The 20,994-nt window shown below is 71.6% G+C and carries 18 protein-coding genes; 6 read left to right on the forward strand and 12 right to left on the reverse strand.

The window, feature by feature from the left end; translation table 11 throughout:
- Positions 1-178 precede the first annotated feature (178 nt).
- Together H1D24_RS25915 and H1D24_RS25920 are read left to right on the forward strand one after the other, a co-directional pair.
- Positions 179-1,267, forward strand: a complete 1,089-nt coding sequence (locus H1D24_RS25915) for a M4 family metallopeptidase (RefSeq protein WP_181660223.1) — start codon at positions 179-181, stop codon at positions 1,265-1,267.
- 25 nt (positions 1,268-1,292) lie between these two features.
- On the forward strand, positions 1,293-1,559 hold the full coding sequence (locus H1D24_RS25920; RefSeq protein WP_181660104.1) for a protealysin inhibitor emfourin: 267 nt from the start codon (positions 1,293-1,295) through the stop codon (positions 1,557-1,559).
- A gap of 15 nt (positions 1,560-1,574) precedes the next feature.
- Here H1D24_RS25920 and era read toward each other — a convergent pair whose 3' ends face one another.
- A complete protein-coding gene (gene era / locus H1D24_RS25925; protein ID WP_181660105.1) occupies positions 1,575-2,543 on the reverse strand; it encodes a GTPase Era in 969 nt (322 codons plus the stop codon).
- A 307-nt stretch (positions 2,544-2,850) separates the two neighbouring features.
- Here era and H1D24_RS25930 point away from each other — a divergent pair, with 307 nt between their 5' ends.
- Positions 2,851-4,191: an ammonium transporter gene (locus tag H1D24_RS25930; RefSeq protein ID WP_181660106.1), complete on the forward strand. Its 1,341-nt coding sequence runs from the start codon at positions 2,851-2,853 to the stop codon at positions 4,189-4,191.
- Positions 4,188-4,526: a P-II family nitrogen regulator gene (locus H1D24_RS25935; protein WP_181660107.1), complete on the forward strand. Its 339-nt coding sequence runs from the start codon at positions 4,188-4,190 to the stop codon at positions 4,524-4,526. The genes H1D24_RS25930 and H1D24_RS25935 overlap by 4 nt, the downstream gene beginning before the upstream one ends.
- 229 nt (positions 4,527-4,755) lie before the next feature.
- Here the strand turns inward: H1D24_RS25935 and H1D24_RS25940 are convergent, their stop codons facing one another.
- The 7 genes from H1D24_RS25940 to H1D24_RS25970 form a co-directional block, all read right to left on the reverse strand.
- Positions 4,756-5,109 (reverse strand): cytidine deaminase-like protein, encoded by a 354-nt coding sequence (locus H1D24_RS25940; RefSeq protein WP_181660108.1) that lies wholly within the window; start codon positions 5,107-5,109, stop codon positions 4,756-4,758.
- Positions 5,110-5,187: 78 nt separating this feature from the next.
- Positions 5,188-5,544, reverse strand: a complete 357-nt coding sequence (locus H1D24_RS25945; protein ID WP_181660109.1) for an MmcQ/YjbR family DNA-binding protein — start codon at positions 5,542-5,544, stop codon at positions 5,188-5,190.
- On the reverse strand, positions 5,541-6,875 hold the full coding sequence (locus H1D24_RS25950) for a hemolysin family protein (RefSeq protein WP_181660110.1): 1,335 nt from the start codon (positions 6,873-6,875) through the stop codon (positions 5,541-5,543). Before H1D24_RS25950 ends, H1D24_RS25945 begins: the two co-directional genes overlap by 4 nt.
- Before the next feature lie 4 nt (positions 6,876-6,879).
- The gene (ybeY, locus tag H1D24_RS25955; protein WP_181660111.1) at positions 6,880-7,377 is read right to left on the reverse strand and encodes an rRNA maturation RNase YbeY; all 498 of its coding nucleotides are present in this window, start codon (positions 7,375-7,377) and stop codon (positions 6,880-6,882) included.
- A 40-nt stretch (positions 7,378-7,417) separates the two neighbouring features.
- Positions 7,418-8,494 (reverse strand): PhoH family protein, encoded by a 1,077-nt coding sequence (locus H1D24_RS25960; protein WP_181660112.1) that lies wholly within the window; start codon positions 8,492-8,494, stop codon positions 7,418-7,420.
- A 253-nt stretch (positions 8,495-8,747) separates the two neighbouring features.
- On the reverse strand, positions 8,748-9,863 hold the full coding sequence (locus H1D24_RS25965; protein ID WP_181660113.1) for a carbohydrate kinase family protein: 1,116 nt from the start codon (positions 9,861-9,863) through the stop codon (positions 8,748-8,750).
- 146 nt (positions 9,864-10,009) lie between these two features.
- Positions 10,010-11,317: a glucarate dehydratase family protein gene (locus H1D24_RS25970; RefSeq protein ID WP_181660224.1), complete on the reverse strand. Its 1,308-nt coding sequence runs from the start codon at positions 11,315-11,317 to the stop codon at positions 10,010-10,012.
- An 855-nt stretch (positions 11,318-12,172) separates the two neighbouring features.
- On the opposite strand from H1D24_RS25970, the gene H1D24_RS25975 reads away from it, so the two are divergent.
- Positions 12,173-12,934: an IclR family transcriptional regulator gene (locus tag H1D24_RS25975; protein WP_181660114.1), complete on the forward strand. Its 762-nt coding sequence runs from the start codon at positions 12,173-12,175 to the stop codon at positions 12,932-12,934.
- 249 nt (positions 12,935-13,183) lie between these two features.
- On the forward strand, positions 13,184-14,548 hold the full coding sequence (locus H1D24_RS25980) for an MFS transporter (protein WP_181660115.1): 1,365 nt from the start codon (positions 13,184-13,186) through the stop codon (positions 14,546-14,548).
- A gap of 523 nt (positions 14,549-15,071) precedes the next feature.
- Here H1D24_RS25980 and H1D24_RS25985 read toward each other — a convergent pair.
- The 4 genes from H1D24_RS25985 to H1D24_RS26000 form a co-directional block, all read right to left on the reverse strand.
- Complete coding sequence (locus H1D24_RS25985; protein WP_181660116.1) at positions 15,072-16,070, reverse strand: adenosine deaminase; 999 nt, start codon at positions 16,068-16,070, stop codon at positions 15,072-15,074.
- 151 nt (positions 16,071-16,221) lie between these two features.
- Entirely contained in the window at positions 16,222-17,172 is a 951-nt protein-coding gene (locus H1D24_RS25990; RefSeq protein ID WP_181660117.1) for a ribonuclease Z, read from the reverse strand.
- A gap of 6 nt (positions 17,173-17,178) precedes the next feature.
- Positions 17,179-17,538 carry a histidine triad nucleotide-binding protein gene (locus H1D24_RS25995; RefSeq protein WP_181660118.1) on the reverse strand — a complete coding sequence of 120 codons (360 nt, stop codon included), beginning with the start codon at positions 17,536-17,538 and terminating at the stop codon, positions 17,179-17,181.
- A 96-nt stretch (positions 17,539-17,634) separates the two neighbouring features.
- Positions 17,635-20,889: a S41 family peptidase gene (locus H1D24_RS26000; protein WP_181660119.1), complete on the reverse strand. Its 3,255-nt coding sequence runs from the start codon at positions 20,887-20,889 to the stop codon at positions 17,635-17,637.
- Positions 20,890-20,994 lie beyond the last annotated feature (105 nt).

The following is a 20,994-nucleotide window of genomic DNA, read 5'->3' on the forward strand; positions in this document are numbered from 1 at the left end:
GCATGATGCTCCGCAGCCTAGCCGAGACAGCGCTGTCTGCGGGGCCCGTATCAGTATGCGGGATCGTCGGCCGGTAACGGGCGGGAGGTGATCTGTCACTCCATTTCAGCAATCAGGGTTGCAGTTAGTGACAGCCGAGTGACCCAGTGCCACATTGCACGCCATGACCCCCAACGCCATGACCCCCCACCCGGCAGGCTTCGAGCCCGTCTTCTGCACCATCGTCCCGCCCCACATCCTGGACACCCTCGCCCGGCACGGGGACCCCGCGCTCGCCGGTCCCGCCCGCCGGACCCTGGAGCGTGACGCCTTCGAGCGCACGCACCGGCGCCTGACCACGGTGATCGGCGCGCCCTCGGTAGCCCCGCCCGGGGAGGCCGCACCCGGGAAGCCGCACCGCACGATCTACGACGCCGGTCACGGCACCGAGCTGCCCGGCCGCAAGGTGCGCGGCGAGGGCGACGAACCCGGCAACGACGCGACGGTCAACCGCGCGTACGCCGGTCTCGGCGCGACCTTCGAGCTGTTCCTGAGCGCCTACGCGCGCGACTCGATCGACGGCGGTGGCCTGCCGCTGATCGCGACGGTCCACTACGACGAGGACTACGGCAACGCGTTCTGGAACGGCGAGCAGATGGTGTTCGGCGACGGTGACGGCGAGATCTTCCTCGACTTCACCATCCCCGTCGACGTCATCGGCCACGAGCTCACGCACGGCGTCACGCAGTACACCGCGAACCTGACGTACTTCGGGCAGCCGGGCGCGCTGAACGAGCACTTCTCGGACGTCTTCGGCTCGCTGATCAAGCAGTACACCCTCGGTCAGACCGCCGACGACGCCGACTGGCTGATCGGCGCGGGCCTGCTGGCGCCCCGCGTCACCGGCAAGGCCCTGCGCTCCATGAAGGAGCCCGGCACGGCCTACGACGACGATGTGCTCGGCAAGGACCCGCAGCCCGCCACGATGGACGGCTATGTCCGCACGGGCCGCGACAACGGCGGTGTCCACATCAACTCGGGCATCCCCAACCACGCCTTCTACCTGGTCGCGGACGCGCTGGGCGGCAACGCCTGGGAGCGGGCCGGGCAGATCTGGTACGACGTGCTGACCGGCGGTGAACTGGACTCGCAGGCGCAGTTCACCGACTTCGCGCGGCTGACGGTCGCGGCGGCGGTGAGCCGGTACGGCGAGGGCGAGGAGCGGCAGGCCGTGCTCAAGGCGTGGGAGCGGGTCGGGGTGGCCGCTGCCGTGGCCACTACTGCCTGAGCCGCCGCCGTACTAGACAGGACCCATGCGTATTCACGTCACGCGCACCGGCGGATTCGCCGGCATCGAGCGGCACGCCGAGGTGGACGTCAGCGGACGGGTCGACGCCGCGGAGTGGCGTTCCCTGGCCGAGCGGGCACTGGCCGCCGGCCGGGGCACGCCACCGGCCGGGGTGCCGGACGGCTTCAGCTACGAGATCAGGGTCGGCGACCGCACGGTGCACTGCGCGGACCCGCACCTGACAGAAGACCAGCGGGAACTGATCAGGAGGGTGCTGAAGGAGGGGGCGTAGCGCTGGAGGGACAGCTCAGAAGCCGAGGCGCCGCAACTGCTTCGGGTCCCGCTGCCAGTCCTTCGCGACCTTGACGTGCAAGTCAAGGAACACGGGCGTGCCGAGCAGGGCCTCGATCTGCTTGCGGGACTTGATGCCGACCTCCTTCAGGCGCTTGCCCTTGGGGCCGATGACGATGCCCTTCTGGCTGGGGCGCTCGATGAACAGGTTGGCGTGGATGTCGAGCAGCGGCTTGTCCGCGGGACGGTCCTCGCGCGGCAGCATCTCCTCGACGACGACCGCGATCGAGTGCGGCAGCTCGTCCCGTACGCCCTCGAGCGCGGCCTCACGGATCAGCTCGGCCACCATGACCTGCTCCGGCTCGTCCGTCAGGTCGCCCTCCGGGTAGAGCGTCGGCCCCTCGGGCAGGAGCGGCACGAGCAGATCGGCCAGCAGCTGGACCTGCTTGTCGCCCACTGCCGACACCGGGACGATCTCGGCCCACTCGATGCCGAGGTCCTTGCCCATCTGGTCGATCGCGATGAGCTGTTCCGCGAGGGCCTTCGAGTCGACCAGGTCGGTCTTGGTCACGACCGCGACCTTGGGGGTCCTCTTGATCCCCGCGAGCTCCTTGGCGATGAAGCGGTCGCCGGGGCCGATCTTCTCGTTCGCCGGCAGACAGAAGCCGATCACGTCGACCTCGGCCCATGTGGTGCGTACGACGTCGTTGAGGCGCTCGCCGAGCAGCGTGCGCGGTTTGTGCAGGCCCGGGGTGTCGACCAGCACCAGCTGGGCGTCGGGCCGGTGCACGATGCCGCGCACGGTGTGCCGGGTGGTCTGCGGCTGGTTCGCCGTGATCGCCACCTTCTGACCGACCAGAGCGTTCGTCAGCGTGGACTTGCCGGCGTTGGGTCGGCCGACGAAACAGGCGAAGCCGGACCGATGGATGGCCTCGGACGGCTCGGATGCCTCGGATGCAGGGGTGCGAACGCTCATGGCGCCCATTCTCCCTGATCATCCGGGCCCGGCCGCACACAGCCGGGCACCGCGGTCGTAGAGCCGAGCTCCGCCGTCGTGCAGAGCGGTGGCTCCGCCGTCGTGCAGCGCGGTCGTGGGCAGCCGGGCCCGCAGTCGTGCGCAGCCGAGCTCCGTGGTCGTGCGCAGCCGGGCTCCGCGGATTCACGGTGAGATTCCGGAAACCCTCACGCAACACGAAACATGCCGGAAACGCGAAGGCACCCATTGCGAAACGTGCGCCGGTGAGGCTCTCCGTCGCCGACGTCCCCCCACCGCACCCCGAGGAGAGACCCTCTTGCCTCCCCTGACCCTGGCCGCGGCGCGCATCGACACAGGCGACACCGCCTGGCTGCTCGCCTCCACCGCGCTCGTCCTGCTCATGACGCCCGGACTGGCCCTCTTCTACGGCGGCATGGTCCGCACGAAGAACGTCCTCAACATGCTGATGATGAGCTTCGTGTCGATCGCGCTGGTCACGGTCGTATGGCTGCTCGCGGGCTACTCGCTCGCCTTCGGCGACGACGCGTTCGCCGGGATCATCGGCGGCCTCGACCACCTCGGCATGGCGGGCATCGGCCCGGACAGCGTCACCGGCACCGTCCCCACGCTCCTGTTCACCACCTTCCAGCTCACCTTCGCGATCATCACCGCGGCACTGATCAGCGGCGCGATCGCGGACCGCACGAGGTTCGCGGCCTGGCTGGTCTTCGTACCGGTGTGGACGCTGCTCGTATACGTTCCCGTCGCGCACTGGGTGTGGGGCCCGGACGGCTGGATCACGAACTCCCTCGGCGCCGTGGACTTCGCCGGCGGACTGGTCGTCGAGATCGCCTCCGGAGCGTCGGGCCTGGCCCTGGCCCTCGTGCTCGGCCCCCGCATCGGCTTCAAGAAGGACGCGATGCGCCCCCACAACCTGCCAATGGTGGTGCTCGGCGCGGGCCTGCTCTGGTTCGGCTGGCTCGGCTTCAACGGCGGCTCGGCGCTCGGCGCCAACGGGCTGGCCGCGGCGTCGCTCCTCAACACCGTCGTCGCGGGCTGCACGGGTCTCCTCGGCTGGCTCCTCGTCGAGCAGATCCGTGACGGCCATCCGACCACCTTCGGCGCGGCCTCGGGCGCGGTCGCCGGCCTGGTGGCGATCACGCCCGCGTGCGGCACGGTCGGCATTCTCGGCGGCGCGGTGGTCGGGCTCGCCGCGGGCGTCGTCTGCTCGTACGCGGTCGCCTGGAAGTTCCGCTTCGACTACGACGACTCGCTGGACGTGGTCGGAGTGCACTTCGTCGGCGGAGTCGTCGGCACGCTGCTCATCGGCCTGTTCGCGACGGCCTCGATGACGGGCGGCAAGGAGGGCCTCTTCTACGGCGGCGGTCTCGGGCAGCTCGGCAGGCAGGCCGTGGCCGTGGTGGTCGTGGCGGCGTACACGTTCCTCGTGACGTACGGGATCGGCAAGGCCATCGACAAGGTGATGGGCTTCCGCGCCTCGGCGGAGGACGAGTTGACGGGTCTGGACCAGACAGTGCATGCGGAGAGCGCCTACGATCACGGCGTTCTGGGCCACGCTGCCCCGCAGACCGCGGCCCTGGCGGGCTCGGCGCACGTGCCGACGCCTCTTTCGAAGGACAGGAGCCCCTCCGCATGAAGCTCATCACCGCGATCGTCAAGCCGTACCGCCTCGACGAGGTGAAGACCGCGCTCCAGGAGCTCGGCGTACACGGCCTGACCGTCACGGAGGCCAGCGGCTACGGCCGCCAGCGCGGCCACACCGAGGTCTACCGGGGCGCCGAGTACCAGGTAGACCTCGTCCCCAAGGTCCGCATCGAGGTGGTCGTGGAGGACGCGGACGCGGACCCGGTCATCGACGCCGTACTCCGAGCAGCCCGCACCGGCAAGATCGGCGACGGCAAGGTCTGGGCGGTACCGGTGGACACAGTGGTCCGGGTCCGAACGGGGGAACGGGGCCCGGACGCGCTGTAGCGAAACCGCTGTGGGCAGCGGTTCCGCCCCCGCTTTGGGCGCAAGTGCCTACCCGCTGTGGGCAATCGTTCCGCACGGCTGGGGGCACCTCCCAGCGGTAGCTGGGGGAGGGTGGGCACAGCCCACGACGCACGGCGCCCTGGCGCAGTGGCTGTACCGGGTTTCCGGGAGTGCCCGGGGTACCGGAGGTGCCGGAGGCACCAGGGCGGCGGAGCCGCCGACCGGTGCCTCAGCCGGCGCTGACAGTGGCCCGGACCGTCCCGTCGGTCCCGGCCACCAGCACCGGCGTCCCGGCCCCGCCAAGATCGCGGACGGCCGCGAGGTCGGCATCCGAGGCGGACTCCGCCTCGGTAACGACCGCCGCGGCCTCCAACGACTTCGCCCCGGACGCCACGGCCATGGCGACAGCCGTCTGCAGCGCACTCAGCTGCAGCGATTCAAGCGAAACGGTCCCGGCGACATACGTACGCCCGGTCTCGTCACGCACGGCCGCCCCCTCGGGCACACCGTTGCGAGCCCGTGCGGAACGGGCCAGGGTGACGATCTTGCGGTCCTCGGGGTCAAGCGCAGTGCTCTCGGTCATGTGGCGAGCATACGAAGCGCTCCGCGGGCGCGGGCCAACGGGCCACCGGACGTGGGCACCATAGGGGTGCCTGCGCCGCTACGGCCGGTCCAGCCGGAGGCGTTCCGCCCGCGGCAGACCCGCGACCACCAGGTCGTAGGAGTCCTCGATGAGGTCACGGACCAGACGGTCGGGCAGGGCCCCGACCGTCACCGTGTTCCAGTGGCGCTTGTTCATGTGCCAGCCCGGCACGATCCGCCCGGGATGATCGGCGCGCAGCCGCAGCGCGTCCTCCGGGTCGCACTTGAGGTTGACGGTCAGCGGCCGGCCGCTCAGGTCGCTCAGCGCGAACATCTTGCCGCACACCTTGAAGACGGAAGTGTCCGGATTGAACGGAAACTCCTCGACCGCCGCGTTGAAGGCAAGGCAGAAGGCGCGCAGCTCGTCCGGGCTCACGCTGGGGGCACCTCCCGGGCCCTTGAGTCGCTGGGGGAGTCGTCCTCCTCGGGGGCGGCCGGATTCACCGGCTCCACGAGGACCGTCACGATCTTGTTCCGGCGGCCCGCGGCGGCCTCGGCCGTGAGCCGCAGCTCGCGGCCGTCGGGCAGCTCGACGAGCGCGGAGGCGCCGGCGATGGGGACGCGCCCGAGCGCCTTGGCGAGCAGTCCGCCGACGGTCTCGACGTCCTCGTCGTCGTAGGACTCCAGGTCGTACAGCTCGCCGAGGTCGCCGATGTCGAGCCGGGCCGTGACCCGGTACCGGCTCTCGCCGAGCTCCTCGACGGGCGGCAGCTCGCGGTCGTACTCGTCGGTGATCTCGCCGACGATCTCCTCGAGGATGTCCTCGATGGTGACGATGCCGGCCGTGCCGCCGTACTCGTCGATGACGACGGCGACGTGGTTGCGCTCCTGCTGCATCTCGCGCAGCAGGTCGCCGGCGTTCTTGGTGTCGGGCACGAACGTCGCGGGCCGCATCGCGGTCGACACCAGCTCCGACTCGGCGTCGCGGCTGATGTGCGTCTTGCGGGCCAGGTCCTTCAGATACACGATGCCGACGATGTCGTCCTCGCTCTCCCCGGTCACCGGGATGCGCGAGAAGCCGGAACGCAGCGCCAGCGTCAGGGCCTGCCGGATCGTCTTGAAGCGCTCGATGACGACGAGGTCCGTGCGCGGCACCATGACCTCGCGTACGAGGGTGTCGCCCAGCTCGAAGACGGAGTGCACCATGCGGCGCTCGTCGTCCTCGATCAGCGACTCCTGCTCGGCGAGGTCGACCAGCGCGCGCAGCTCTGCCTCGGAGGCGAACGGGCCGCGGCGGAAGCCCTTGCCGGGCGTGAGCGCGTTGCCGATGAGGATCAGCAGATACGGGATGGGGCCCATGATGCGGGCCAGCGGGACCAGTACGTACGCCGCCGCGGTCGCGGTGTTCAGCGGGTGCTGGCGGCCGATGGTGCGCGGCGAGACGCCGACGGCGACATACGAGACGAGCACCATCACCGCGATGGCGAGGGTGAGCGCCTCCCAGGTCTCGTCGAACTGCGTCAGGCACGCGTACGTGACGATGGCGGCCGCCGCCATCTCGCAGGCCACGCGCACGAGCAGCGCGACGTTGAGATAGCGGGTGGGGTCGGACGCGACCTGGGCGAGCTTGGCGGCGCCGCGCCGTCCGCTGCGGACCGCCTCCGCCGCGCGGAAGCTGGAGACGCGCGCGATGCCCGCCTCCGCGCAGGCGGCGAGCCAGGCGACGACGACCAGCAGGACCGCGCCGATGATCAGTTGACCGCTCACGGCACTATGAGACGGTCGGGGCCGGGGACGGGCCGGTCAGGCCCTTCTCCGCCCGCCAGCCGTCGACGATCGCCGCCTGCAGGCCGAACATCTCGGCCTTCTCGTCGGGCTGCTCGTGGTCGTAACCGAGCAGATGTAGCACTCCGTGGACGGTGAGCAGCTGGAGCTCCTCGTCCATGGAGTGCTGCGTCTCGGCCTCCTCGCCCTGCTTGGCGGCGACCTCGGGGCAGAGCACGATGTCGCCGAGCAGGCCCTGCGGGGGCTCCTCGTCGTCCTTCGACGGCGGGCGCAGCTCGTCCATCGGGAAGGACATGACATCCGTCGGCCCCGGCAGGTCCATCCACTGGATGTGCAGCTGCTCCATGGCGTCGGCGTCCACGACGATCACCGAGAGCTCGGAGAGCGGGTGGATGCGCATCCGCGTGAGGGCGTAGCGGGCGATGTCGAGGATCGCCTGCTCGTCGACCTCGGTGCCGGACTCGTTGTTGACGTCGATCGACATGGTCGTGCTGGTCTCCTGCTGGTGGATGTCACCGACCCCGTCACTGCCCCCGGGAGGCGCGGCCCTGGTGGGGGCCGTGGGGGCCATGGGGACCGTGGTCGGTGCCGTTGAGGCGGTCGTACTTCTCGTAGGCGTCGACGATACGGCCCACCAGCTTGTGCCGTACGACGTCCGTCGAGGTGAGCATGGAGAAGTGGACGTCATCGACGCCCTCTAGGATCTCCCGGACCTGCCGCAGACCGCTCTTGGTGCCGCCGGGCAGGTCGATCTGCGTCACGTCACCCGTGATCACGATCTTCGAGTCGAAGCCGAGGCGGGTGAGGAACATCTTCATCTGCTCGGGGTTCGTGTTCTGCGCCTCGTCGAGGATGATGAACGCGTCGTTGAGCGTTCGGCCTCGCATGTACGCCAGCGGCGCGACCTCGATCGTGCCCGCGGCCATCAGCCTGGGGATCGAGTCCGGGTCGAGCATGTCGTGCAGCGCGTCGTACAACGGGCGCAGATACGGGTCGATCTTCTCGTAGAGCGTGCCGGGCAGGAAGCCCAGGCGCTCGCCGGCCTCGACGGCCGGGCGGGTCAGGATGATCCGGTTGACCTGCTTGGACTGCAGGGCCTGGACCGCCTTTGCCATGGCGAGATAGGTCTTGCCCGTACCGGCGGGGCCGATGCCGAAGACGACCGTGTGCTTGTCGATCGCGTCGACGTACCGCTTCTGGTTGAGCGTCTTGGGGCGGATCGTGCGGCCGCGCGAGGACAGGATGTTCTGCGTGAGGACCTCGGAAGGGGTCTCCTGGCCGCCGCTCTCGCTGTTGTCGCTCGCGCGGAGCATGGCGATCGAGCGTTCCACTGCGTCCTCCGTCATCGGCTGTCCGGTGCGGAGCACCAGCATCATTTCGTCGAACAGGCGCTGGATGAGGGCGACCTCGTGGGCGTCGCCGACGGCGCTGATCTCATTGCCCCGGACATGGATGTCGGTCTCCGGGAAGGCCTTCTCGATCACGCGCAGGAGGGAATCTCCGGAACCCAGCACGGTGACCATCGGGTGCTTGGCCGGGACGGTGAAGTGCGCTCGTGCCTGCCCCTGCGCGGGGGTGTGAGCTGTGGGTGTCTGAGTCATGGGCCGGCTCTGAATGCCTGCTCATCCTCCTCAATGCGGGACGCCTGCCTGCCGCTTCGGCAGCCTGTGCACTGCCCAGGGTACGACGGTCCACGGACATGGCCGTAGAACTTTTCGTACCGCTCCAGGTACCGCTGGGGGCAGTCGCGCCGCGCCGCTGTGGGCGAGCGTTCCGCAGGGCTGTCCCAGCGGTAGCTGGGGGCGGTGCACAGCCCACGACGCACAGTGCCGCTACCAATACGGCAACGAACGACTACCGGCCCGCGCGAAAGCCAATCGTCGGCACGGCCCGCCGCAAGGGCCAGGGCCGGGCAACATCAGGAAGCAACGCCTCCAGAAAGGCGTACCGCCGCAACGCCGCAGGATCCTGATCGTCATACGCCCCCACCCGCCGCCACCACGCAGCGATCTCTGCCCACCCGGGCGCCGAAAGCGACCCCCCGAACTCCTGCACGGAGAGCGCCGCGGTCAGCCCCGCGAAGGCGATCCGGTCGGCCAGCGGCCACCCGGCCAGCGTCCCGGTGACGAACCCGGCGACGAAGACGTCCCCGGCCCCTGTCGGGTCGAGCGCCTCGACCTCGATCGCGGGCACCTCGGCGGTCTCACCCGTGCGCCGGTCCACGGCGTACGCACCCTCGGCACCGAGGGTCACCACGGCGAGCGGAACGTACTCGGTGAGGGCGTGGGCGGCGGCGCGCGGGCAGTCGGTACGGGTGTACCGCATGGCCTCCTCGGCGTTCGGCAGGAACGCCTCGCAGTGCTCCAGGTCCGCCAGCCCGGCCAGGTCCCAGCGGCCGGTGTCGTCCCAGCCGACGTCTGCGAAGATCAGGGTCCCTTCGCTCGCGACGTCGGCGATCCACGGTGCGCGTCTGCCGGGCGTGAGCGAGGCGATGGCGGCACGCGCGCGTGGCGGGCATTCCGGAGCGGGCTCCTCCGGTGGCGGCTCGTGCCCGTGGGACACCATGGCGCGTTCGCCTTCGTACGCCATGGAGACCGTCACCGGCGAGTGCCAGCCCGCCACCCTGCGTGACGCCGAGAGGTCGATGCCCTCGCCCTGGTCCAGGGCGTCCCAGCAGTACTCGCCGTAGTGGTCGTCGCCGAAGGCCGCGGCCAGCGAGGTGCGCAGCCCGAGCCGGGCGAGCGCGGTCGCCATGTTGGCCACGCCGCCCGGGCTGGAGCCCATCCCCCGCGCCCAGGACTCGGTTCCGCGCTCGGGTGCGGAGTCGAGTCCGGTGAAGACGATGTCGAGGAAGACGGTGCCGGTGAGATAGACGTCCCAGGGCGGGTCGTCGGTGGTACGCAGCCCGGCAAGCGGGTCCACATGGGCTCCGTGGTACGCCCCTTGCGGCTCTCCGTCGTACGCGCTCACGACACGCTCCCTGAATGGTGCTGGTGAGCCAAGTGTGCCGGAACCCGGGGCCGACGACCCGTACCCGTCATGCAGCCGTCACGAGACCCGCATCCGGCACCTGGCACACGGCACCCGCCACCCGGCACCGGAGGTGCGCTGGTGCGCTACCAGCGCGGCATGGCCGGCTCCGTCCACTCCGGGTCGGCGACACGCATCGCCGCCGCGTCGTCGCGGTCGCGCATCGTGCCGTCGTCGTCGAGCCACCGCTGGTGCAGGAACGCCAGCTTCTCCCTGTCGAGTTCGACGCCGAGGCCGGGGGTGTCGGTGACCTTCACGGTGCCGCCCTCGAAGGTGATGCGCTCGGTGAGTACGTCCTCGGACTGCCAGGGGTAGTGGGAGTCGCAGGCGTGGTGGAGGCCCAGGACGGTCGACGCGACATGGGTCATCGCCGCGAGGCTGATCCCGAGATGGGTGTTGGAGTGCATGGAGACGCCGACGCCGAAGCTGCGGCAGATGGCGGCCAGTTCACGGGTGTTGCGCAGCCCGCCCCAGTAGTGGTGGTCGGAGAGCACCACCTGCACGGCGTCGCGCGTGAACGCCTCCTTGATCTCCGCGAAGGTGGTCACGCACATGTTGGTGGCGAGCGGGACGGATGTCCGCGAGGAGACCTCGGCCATGGCGTCGGTGCCGAGGGCCGGGTCCTCCAGGTATTCGAGCACGTCGCCGAGTGCGGCGGCGACCTTCAGCGAGGTCTCCACGGACCAGGCGCCGTTGGGGTCGAGCCGCAGCGGGTGGCCGGGGAAGGCCTCGGCGAGCGCGCGGATCGCGGCGATCTCCTCGTCCGGCGGGAAGACACCGCCCTTGAGCTTGAAGGACGTGAAGCCGTAGCGCTCGGTGAACCTGCGGGCCTGCTCGACGATCCCGGCGGGGTCGACGGCCTCGCCCCAGTCGTCCTTCTCGCTCGTCACGCCCGCGGGGTGGTCGGCCCACTTGTAGAAGAGGTAGGCGCTGTACTCGACGGCGTCGCGCACCTTGCCGCCGAGCAGCGCGTGCACGGGCAGGCCGAGGGCCTTGCCGAGCGCGTCGAGGCAGGCCACCTCGAAGCCGGACACGACGGACAGCCGCAGCTTGTCGGCGGTCTGGATGCCGCGCAGGCCGCCGACGTCGACGGCCTTCTCGACGCGGGCGGCGTCCACGGCGACCTCGTCGGCGAGGGTGAGCAGCCCGTTGAGGTCCGAGACCTGGCGCCCGACGAGCCGGTCGGCGTAGGGCCGGGCCAGCTCCAGGTACTTGGCGTCGCCGTACGTCTCGCCGACGCCTGTGATCCCGTCGGCGGTCACGACCTCCACGATCAGGCGGGGCGTGTAGGGCTGGTGGACACCCTGGGTGTTCAGCAGCGGCGGGTCCGCGACGAGGACCGGCGTGAGCAGCACCTCGCTGATGGTCAGATCACGGTTCGCGGAGGGGTTCACTGGACGGGCTGGAGGGGTCACAGGGCGGCTCCTACGAGGTCGAATGCGGTGGCGAGGCCATCTCCATATGTAGATGACGATCGCACATGAGAATGGAGCCCACCAGTCGGATCAGCGATCCGTAGTGATCCTTTGGCAGCCTGTCACGTGCACGCCCGGCGCCCAGGCGACGTCGGGCACCCTCCTCGGTCAGGTCATACGGCCTGACCGACCAGCGTCCGGAGGGACGTGCCACGAGGGCTGACGGCACCTGCCGCTCAGCACCAGGGCACGAAGGCGATTGGCTCGCACCCTGCGCAACACTCAGGGTCACTAAGCCGATCAAAGACGCTAGATAGGCGAACGGGGCCCGTCAACGGGGTCGAGCGGACGCGGAGTGCAGGGCGCCTGCGACAACGGGCGCAGTCGCCTGACGGCCCCGACCACGCCTGCGCCCGTCCTCGTCCGGCCGCCCGCCACTACGATCGACGCATGTCGGAAGGAGTCCGCCGGCCAGCCGGCTCAGTCGCCGGACCGGAAGCGCGCACCGGGGCCGGGACAGACGCCGGACCGGAAGCAGGCACCGGGGCCGGGACAGACGCCCGACCGGAAGCACGCACCGGGGCCGGGACAGACGCCCGACCGGAAGCACGCACCGGGGCCGGGACAGACGCCCGACCGGAAGCACGCACCGGGGCCGGGACAGACGCCCGACCGGAAGCACGCACCGGGGCCGGGACAGGCGCCGGACCGGATGCGCGGACGGGAACCGGGCCGGGAACCGGGCCGGGAGCCGGGCCGCGAGCCCCTTCCCGGGTCGGCTCGCGCGGCTCGGATGCCGCGTCGGCGTCCGAAACCGCCCGCGGCGTCCGCGAGGTGAAGTCCGCCGCTCGCACGGTGGAGTTGCTGGAACTGCTGGCCGCGCGCGGAGACCGGCCGGCGCGGCTGCAGGAGCTCGCCGACGAGCTCCGCGTACCGCGCAGCTCGATGTACGCCCTGCTGCAGACGCTGATCAGCCGCGGCTGGGTCCGTACGGACATCACCGGCTCCCTCTACGGCATCGGCATCCACGCCCTGTTCACCGGCACGACCTACCTGGACTCCGACCCGCGCGTGCGCCTCGTGCGTCCCTACCTCGACGAGGCGTCCGACGCGTTGGGCGAGACCATCCACATGGGCCGGCTCGACGGGGCGGACGTGGCGTATCTGGCCACCCGCGAGTCGCACGAGTACCTGCGCACGATCAGCCGGGTGGGCCGACGGCTGCCCGCGCACATGGGCGCGCTCGGCAAGGCGCTGCTCGCCGAACGCCCGGACACCGAACTGCCCGACGGCCCCTACGAACGCGCCACCCCGAACACCCGTACCGACCGCGCCTCACTCGCCGCCGACCTGGCCGCGACCCGCGAACGCGGCTACTCCACCGACCGCGAGGAGGGCGTCCTCGGCATCGTCGGCTTCGGCTTCGCACTGCGCTACGACGCGCCCGCACCCGCCCAGGACGCGATCTCCTGCTCCGTACCGCTGGCACGGCTCACGGACGAGCACGAGCGGCAGATCATCGCCGTGATGCAGGAGATCCGCGCCAAGATCGAGGCGACGGCACCCTCGGCGAACGGCGCGCCGGACTGGCGCTGAGCCGGACCCTGGCCCAGCACCCACAAGTCCCCGATCACGACACCCGGCCACAAGGCCAACGGCGACGCGGAGCGCCACTGCTACCCGGGTCTTTGATTCCGCAAACCCACTGTGCTGCAGATCACGCCGCCCCGGCTTCTGCGCAGCTCTACGTGCTTGATACAAATTGGCGCGCGTTCCTGTCCGTCGACAGCCGCTCCACCCCTCTCCACCCCCCGTCTGTCGTTTTCGCATGCCCTGGGAACGCCCGTGTCGCCGCGCCACAACTCCTGGCCGTCCGCTGCCTCCTGGCCGCTCGTAGCCCTCTTCACGGCGGGCTACCTCGCCGCTTATCTCCTGCCCACCGTGGTGGGCCGGCTCGGCGCCGGCCTCGCACTCGGCCCCGCTCAGGCCGGGGCCGTCGGCAGCGCCCTGCTGCTGTGCTCGGCCTCCGCGGGATTCGTCCTCGCCTCCCGTGTGGAGCTCCTCGGGCCGCGACGCGTGTCCCGGGCCGGGCTGCTGCTGGCGGCCACCGGTTACGGCTGCGCCGCGCTGTCCTCGTCCGTACCGCTCGTCGTGGCAGGCGCGGCGGCGGGCGGCTTCGGATCCGGTACGGCGACGACGGTCGCCGCGGCGGGGATCGCGGGCCGACGCGACCCACACCGGACCTCGACGCTCGGGCTGCTCGGCGTGTCGGCGCTGGCCGGTGCGCTGTATCTGACGATCCCTCACCTCGGTGGCGGGCACGGCCTGCCGTTCGCCGCACTCGCGCTCACGGCGCTGCTGGTGTGGCCCGCGACGGGCCGGCTGGCCGGGCCGAGCGTCGCGGCCGGGCACACGGCGGCACCAGGCGCCCCTCTCCCCCACCGCCGTTCGGGCCTCGTCCTCGCGGGCGCCATGCTGTGCTGGTCGCTGGCCCAGAACGCGCTGTGGGGCGTCAGCAGCCGTATCGGCACCAGCCAGGCGGGGCTCGGCGAGGTCACCGTGGGCGCGGTCTTCGCGGCGGCACTGGGCGCCGCGCTCCTCGGCGTCATCGGTGCGGGGGCGCTGGGCGCGCGGCTGGGGCGTGCGCTGCCGATCGGCGCGGGCACCGTACTCATCGCGTGCTGCATCGCGGTCAGCGCATCCGCCGACGACCTGGCATCCTTCGCGACCGGCGAGATCGCCTGGAACACCGTCTACCCGGTGGTCCTGTCGTACCTCATCGGCCTCGCCGCATCGCTCGACCAGCGCGGCCGTTGGGCCGTCCTGGTGGGGTCGGCCTCCTCCCTGGGAACGGCCTGCGGCCCGCTGGCCGGCAGCCTGCTGTCGGCGTGGGCCGGCTACCCGGCGATGGGCGCCCTCCTGGGTGCCGGGCTACTGGTCCTTGCGGCACCGCTGACGGCGGTCGCCCTGCACACCGGCGGCCGCCCGCTCGTACCCGGTGCCATCCGCCGCCGGGGCGGCGCCCCCGCGGCGGTACTCGCCGCCAAGACCGGCACCCCGACGGGCCCGCTTCCCCAGATCGGCACTCCGGAGCAGCCGGTCGTGGAGATCACGGTACGGAGCTGGCGACGGCCCCTGGCCCAACGAGCCTTCGGACCCGCGGGCCCAGAGACACCCACGCGCGCGGAGGCCTCGACGGCAGCCCGCTGAACGGCCTGCGCCGGCGGCGGGGGCCTGCCCCCGGCGGCGGGGGCGGCGGGGGCCTGCCCACGGCGGCGGGGTTCGCCTCGCCATCGCCGGAGGCGGAGCAGTGGCCCGCCGCGGAGAGGCGCAGCAGCCCGCAGCGGGGCCTGTCCCCCGCAGCGGCGCCTGCCCCTGGCAGCGGGGGCAGGCCACCGCCGGGAGCGGAGCGGTAGCCCCGCTGCGGAGAGGCGCAGCACTCCGCAGCAAAGCGACACGCGCCCACCGCGGAGCAGGGCGGCACCGCCGCGAAGCGGCGTGACGGGGCCGCGGAGCGGCCAGAACCAGGGCCCGCAGGGCCAAAGGGGCGGGCGGGCGGGAAACCGCCGCGGAGCGGCGAAGAAACAGGCCGCGGAGCGGGCATGATCCAGGGGCCGCGGAGCGGCGAAGAACCTGTCGCGGAGCGGCAGGCACAGCCCCGCCGCGGAGCGGCACAGCCCCCGCCGCGGAGCGGCGCAAAGCCCCCCAGCGGCGCAAAGCCCCCCAAACGGCGTCACCCGGCGCCGAACTCGTACGCCTCCACCTCCGCCAGATACCGCCCCCGCCGCTCCTCGTCATGCTCGAGGAACGCCGCCTCGAAGGAGTTCCGCGCAAGCGTCCGCATCTGCTCCAGCTCAAGGCCGAGCGCATCGCGAACCGCGTGGAAGTTGTCGCCGACGTAGCCGCCGAAGTACGCGGGATCGTCGGAGTTGACGGTGCACAGGAGCCCGGCGGCCAGCATCCGCGCCAGCGGGTGCTGCTCGAGGACGTCCACGGCGCGCAGCCGTACGTTCGACAGCGGGCACAGCGTGAGCGGCACGCGCTCCCGCACCAGCCGCTCCACCAGCTCCGGGTCCTCCATGGCCCGCAGCCCGTGGTCCACGCGCTCGACGCCGAGTACGTCGAGGGCCTCCCAGATGTACGCGGGCGGTCCCTCCTCCCCCGCGTGCGCGACCCGCCGCAGCCCGAGCGCGGCAGCCGCCTCGTACACCTCGCGGAACTTCACCGGCGGGTGCCCCACCTCAGCCGAGTCGAGCCCCACGCCCACGATCCGGTTCAGGTACGGCTTCGCGGCCTCGAGGGTCTCCATCGCGGACTCGGAGGACTGGTCGCGCAGGAAGCACATGATCAGCTGGGTGGAGACGCCGTGCCGCTCCTCGGACCGGTCCAGTGCCCGCGCCAGGCCCTGGATCACCGTGCCGATGCCGACACCGCGCGCGATGTGCGCCTGGGGATCGAAGAAGATCTCCGCGTGCCGCACGCCCTGCGCGGCGGCCCGCTCGAGATACGCGTCCGCGAGTTCCTCGAAGTCCTGCTCGGTACGGAGCACGGCCATCAGCTCGTAGTACAGGTCGAGGAACGACTGCAGGTCACTGAACTGGTACGCCTTGCGCAGCTCTTCGGTGTCCGCATACGGCAGCTCCACACCGTTGCGCGCGGCGAGCGCGAAGGCGAGCTCGGGTTCGAGCGTGCCTTCGATGTGGAGGTGGAGTTCGGCTTTGGGGAGGGGCACGGGCGCGCCTTACGTCGAGTCGTGGGGTGCGTGCCATGTGACGGCACGAGATCTTCATCGTACGAGGAGCGCCACACAGCGGAGAAAACAGGCCAGACTCGGACGAGCCGCACGGCCGGGACGAGCGAAATGCAGGAGTACGCGCGCACACTCACCCGGTGCCCGCGCCCGCACCGCGCTTCGGCAGCGGCACCCGCATCAGATCCGCCGCCACCGTCAGCTCCCCGTCGAACCCGGCGACGCGCGCCTCGCGCTCGAACTCCTCCCCGGGCCCGGCTCCCGAAGCGCCGCCGCGCTCGTTGTAGCGCTGGCTGAAGTGCGTCAGTACGAGATGCCGTACGCCCGCATCCCTGGCGACCCGTCCCGCCTGAACAGCGGTCAAGTGACCGTGCTCCACAGCCAGCTGCTCGTCCTCGTGGAGGAACGTCGACTCGATGACGAGCATGTCGCAGCCCTCGGCGAGGGCGTGCACGTTCTCGCACAGCCGGGTGTCCATGACGAACGCGAACCGCTGGCCGCGCCGCACCTCACTGACGTCCTCGAGGGTCACGCCGTTCAGGACGCCCTCGCGCTGGATGCGGCCCACGTCCGGCCCCTTGATGCCGTGCGCGGCGAGCCGCTCGGGCAGCATGCGGCGGCCGTCCGGTTCGACGAGCCGGTAGCCGTAGGACTCGACGGGGTGGGAGAGCTTCCGTGCCTCGAGCGTGTACGAGGGCGTGACGGCGACGACCCCGTCGGCGGCGACCGGCGCCTCGGTCAGGCCCACCGTCTCGCGGTACGCCGTCGCGTACCGCAGCCGGTCGAAGAACCGCTTCCCCGACCGCGGGTAGTGCGCGGTGATCTCGTGCGGCACCCGGTCGAGGTTGATCCGCTGGATCACCCCGGCGAGACCGAGCGAGTGGTCGCCGTGGAAGTGCGTGACGCACAACCGGTTCAGGTCGTGGGCGGCGACCCCTGCGCGCAGCATCTGCCGCTGGGTGCCCTCGCCCGGGTCGAAGAGGATGCCCTCGCCGTCCCAGCGCAGCAGATAGCCGTTGTGGTTGCGGTGCCGCGTAGGGACCTGGCTGGCGGTGCCGAGCACCACCAATTCACGTACGGACACAGGCTGTTACCCGGGGGGCCACTGGAGGCCGCGGCCGCCCAGCACGTGCAGGTGCGCGTGGAAGACGGTCTGGCCCGCGCCGGTACCGGTGTTGAAGACGACCCGGTAGCCCCTGTCCTCGACCTTGTCCCCGGCGGCGACCTCGCGGGACTCACGCAGTATGTCGGCGATGATCGTCGGCTCGGCGGCGGCGAGCGTGGCGGCGTCCGGGTAGTGCACCTTGGGGATGATCAGCACGTGGGTCGGTGCCTGGGGATTGATGTCGCGGAAGGCGACGGTGGTCTCGGTCTCCCGTACGACGGTTGCCGGGACCTCGCCTGCGACGATCTTGCAGAACAGGCAGTCGGCCTGCGGTTCGCCCGCCATGTGCGGCCTCCTCACGACGCTGATCATTACGACGGCATCGTATCCATCACGTACACCGCCCGGGCCTCCCCCGCCGTGACCGGCGCCGCCGCCGGCTCAGTCCAGCGGCGGCAACCCCGGCGCCACCTTCGCCGGGTTCTCCGCCAGCGCCGCCAGTGCGATCCGTATCGCCTCGTCGAGCTGCGGATCCCGCCCCGCCGCATGGTCCTGCGGCGCCTGGACCACCTCGACGTCCGGATCGACGCCGTGGTTCTCGACGCCCCACCCGTACCCCTCAAGCCAGAAGGCGTACTTGGGCTGGGTGACGAGCGTGCCGTCGACGAGCCGGTAGCGGCTGTCGATGCCGATGACGCCGCCCCAGGTGCGTACGCCGACGACGGGCCCGATGCCCAGCGCCTTGATCGCGGCGTTGACGATGTCGCCGTCCGAGCCGGAGAACTCGTTGGCGACGGCGACGACGGGCCCGCGGGGCGCGTCCAGCGGATAGCTGGACGGCTGCATTCCGCGCGGCAGGTCCCAGCCGACGATCCGTCGGGCGAGCTTCTCGATGACGAGCTGCGAGGTGTGGCCGCCGCGGTTCTCGCGGACGTCCACCACCAGGCCGTCGCGGGCGACCTCGACGCGCAGGTCACGATGGATCTGCGCCCAGCCGGGCGCCTGCATGTCGGGAACGTGCAGATAGCCGAGCCGTCCGCCGGACTTCTCATGGACGTACGCCCGCCGGTCGGCGACCCATGCGTGGTACCGCAGCGGCTCCTCGTCGTCGATCGGTACGACCACCGGATGGCGCAGGTCTCCCCCGCCGGCCGGTGAGATCGTCAGTTCGACGGGCTTGCCCGCCGTACCGACGAGCAGCGGCCCCGGCCCGGTCACCGGGTCGACGGGCTGCCCGCCGACCGCGACGATCGCGTCCCCGGCGCGCACCGCGACGCCGGGCGCTGCGAGTGGCGAGTGCGCGTCGGGGTCGGACGTCTCCGACGGCAGGACGCGGTCGATGCGCCACGTGCCGTCGTCGTGCCGGGAGATGTCGGCGCCGAGCAGCCCCTGCCGGGTGCCGGAGCCGCCCCAGCCGCCGCGCGGTGTGACGTACGCGTGGGAGGTACCGAGCTCGCCCTGGACCTCCCACAGCAGGTCGACGAGGTCGTCGTGGGTGGCGACGCGCTCCAGGACGGGCCGGTAGCGGTCGAGGACGCCGTCCCAGTCGACGCCGCCGAGGTCGGGCCGCCAGAAGTTGTCCCGCATGAGCCGGCCGGTCTCGTCGAACATCTGACGCCATTCGGCGGCGGGGTCGACGGTCCCCCGGATGCGTGACAGATCCACGGTGATGTTGGTGTCGCTGTCCTCGTCGTTCGAGGCGCGCCGGTCGCTCGGCACCACCTTGAGCCGTTCCCCGGTCCACAGCAGAACGCGCTTGCCGTCGCCGCTGACCGCGAAGTGGTCGGCGTCCGACGCCAGTTCCTCGATGCGCTGCTGTACGAGGTCGTAGCGCTCCAGCTCCGTCTTCGGGTCCGGGTCGGAGGGCGTGGCGCGGGAGGCGCCGAGCACGCCCTGCACCGGGTGGCGCAGCCACAGCACACCGTCCTTGGCGGCGCGCAGCGTCGTGTAACGGGCGGCCTCGACGGGGAACGGCACGATGCGGTCGGCGAGTCCGTCGAGGTCGATACGGGTGACGGCGGCGCCCTCGCTGTCGGGCGTCTCGTCCTTGTCGGGTGCGTCGAAGGGCCTGCCGTGCCGCTGCGGTCCGAAGGGCGACGGCGTCGTGGCGGCCAGGGTGATCAGATGCGGCCGCGAGCCGCCCACGAACGCCAGGTCGAAGACGTGCTCGTCGTAGACCGGGTCGAAGGACCGTGCCGACAGGAACGCCAGGTGCTTGCCGTCCAGGGTGAACGCGGGCGAGTAGTCGCGGAACCGCAGCGGGGTCGCCTCGGTGACCGACAGGTCGGCGGTGTTGGCGAGTTTCAGCTGGCGCAGCGGTTCGGGGCCCGCGTGGGACCAGGCGAGCCATGCCGAGTCGGGCGAGAAGACCAGCCCGCTCGCGTCGCCGTGTTCGCTGCGGTCGACCTCCCGTACCTCCCCGCTCTCCCGCTCGACGAGCAGCACCCGCCCGTCGTGCGAGGCGACGGCGGCCCGGCTGCCGTCCGGTGCCATGGCGAGCGCCAGGACGCGTCCGAGCTGCCCGGCAGCGAGCCGCCGCGGTGTCGCGCCGGGTGCCAGGCCGGTGGCCGGGGCGAACTCCAGCGCGTCGTCGCCTTCGGCGTCGGTCACCCACACCACGTGCTCCTCGCCGTCCACCCGGAAGGTGCGGGGCAGCCGGGCCCGTACGCCGTGTGTGGCGGCGAGCGCGCGGGCGGGGCCCTCGCGGTGGGTGATCCAGTGGACGGCGCCACGGACGGAGACGGCGCTGCCGCGCGCGGTGTGGTCGGGCGCGGCGGCACCGAACCAGCGGGCGGCGCTGACAGGGTGCGACTGGAGATCGGCGCGCTGCCCGCCGAGGCGCAGATCGAGGCGGCGGGGTTCGGCGCCGTCGAGGTCGTCGAGGAGCCACAGTTCGCCGGCGGAGGCGTAGACGACACGGGTGCCGTCGGTCGACGCGTGCCGTGCGTAGAAGCCCGTCTCGGTGTCCACCGGAGTGTGCCGCCGCAGGTCGGAGCCGTCGGCGAGGGACGAGTAGACCGCGCCCACACCTTCGTGGTCGGAGAGGAACGCGACCCTCCCCCGAGTTCTCGGCTCCGCTCGAACAGGGGGGACCCCCACCCCGACCCACATCGGGTACTCGATGTTCCCGTCGAGCCCCTCATGCAGCCGGACGAACTCCCCTGCGCCCTCGCGGTCGATCCACAGCTTGCCCGCGGTGCCGCCCCGGTAGCGCTTCCACCAGGCAGCCTCGCGGCCCATCGGCGCGGACAGCAGGACGACTTGGGAGTCCGGGCCGTACGCGACGGCGCCCACGGGCCCGTACGGGAGGGTGGCCGCAGGACCGCCGTCGAGCGGCACGGCCCGCGCCCAGCTGCGGCGCAGCGAGGCCTGGCCGTGCGTGGTGAGCGCGAGCACGTGCCCGTCCGGGGTCCAGCCGCGGACGGTCGTGCGCTGGCTGCCCCAGTACGTCAGCCTCCGGGACGGTCCACCGTCGACGGGCGCGACATGCACCTCGGGCGCCCCGTCGCGGGTGGAGGTCCAGGCAACGGTGGTGCCGTCCGGGGAGATCCGGGGGTGGTTCACGGGGACGTTGTCGGCGCTGACCCGCCAGGCGCGGCCGCCGTCGAGGGGCGCGACCCAGACGTCGTCCTCAGCGGTGAAGGCGACCAACTCGCCGTGAAGATGCGGGAAGCGAAGGTACGCAGGCTGTGTCACCCGATCACAGTAAGCAGCAACCGCCGCCTCGGACAGCCTTTTCGATCAGTTCGGGGACCAGTTCGGGCCCCGGACCTGCGCGGTCACCTGCCCTGTCGCGCGGGC

This window comes from Streptomyces himalayensis subsp. himalayensis (assembly GCF_013778455.1).
GTDB lineage: Bacteria > Actinomycetota > Actinomycetes > Streptomycetales > Streptomycetaceae > Streptomyces > Streptomyces himalayensis.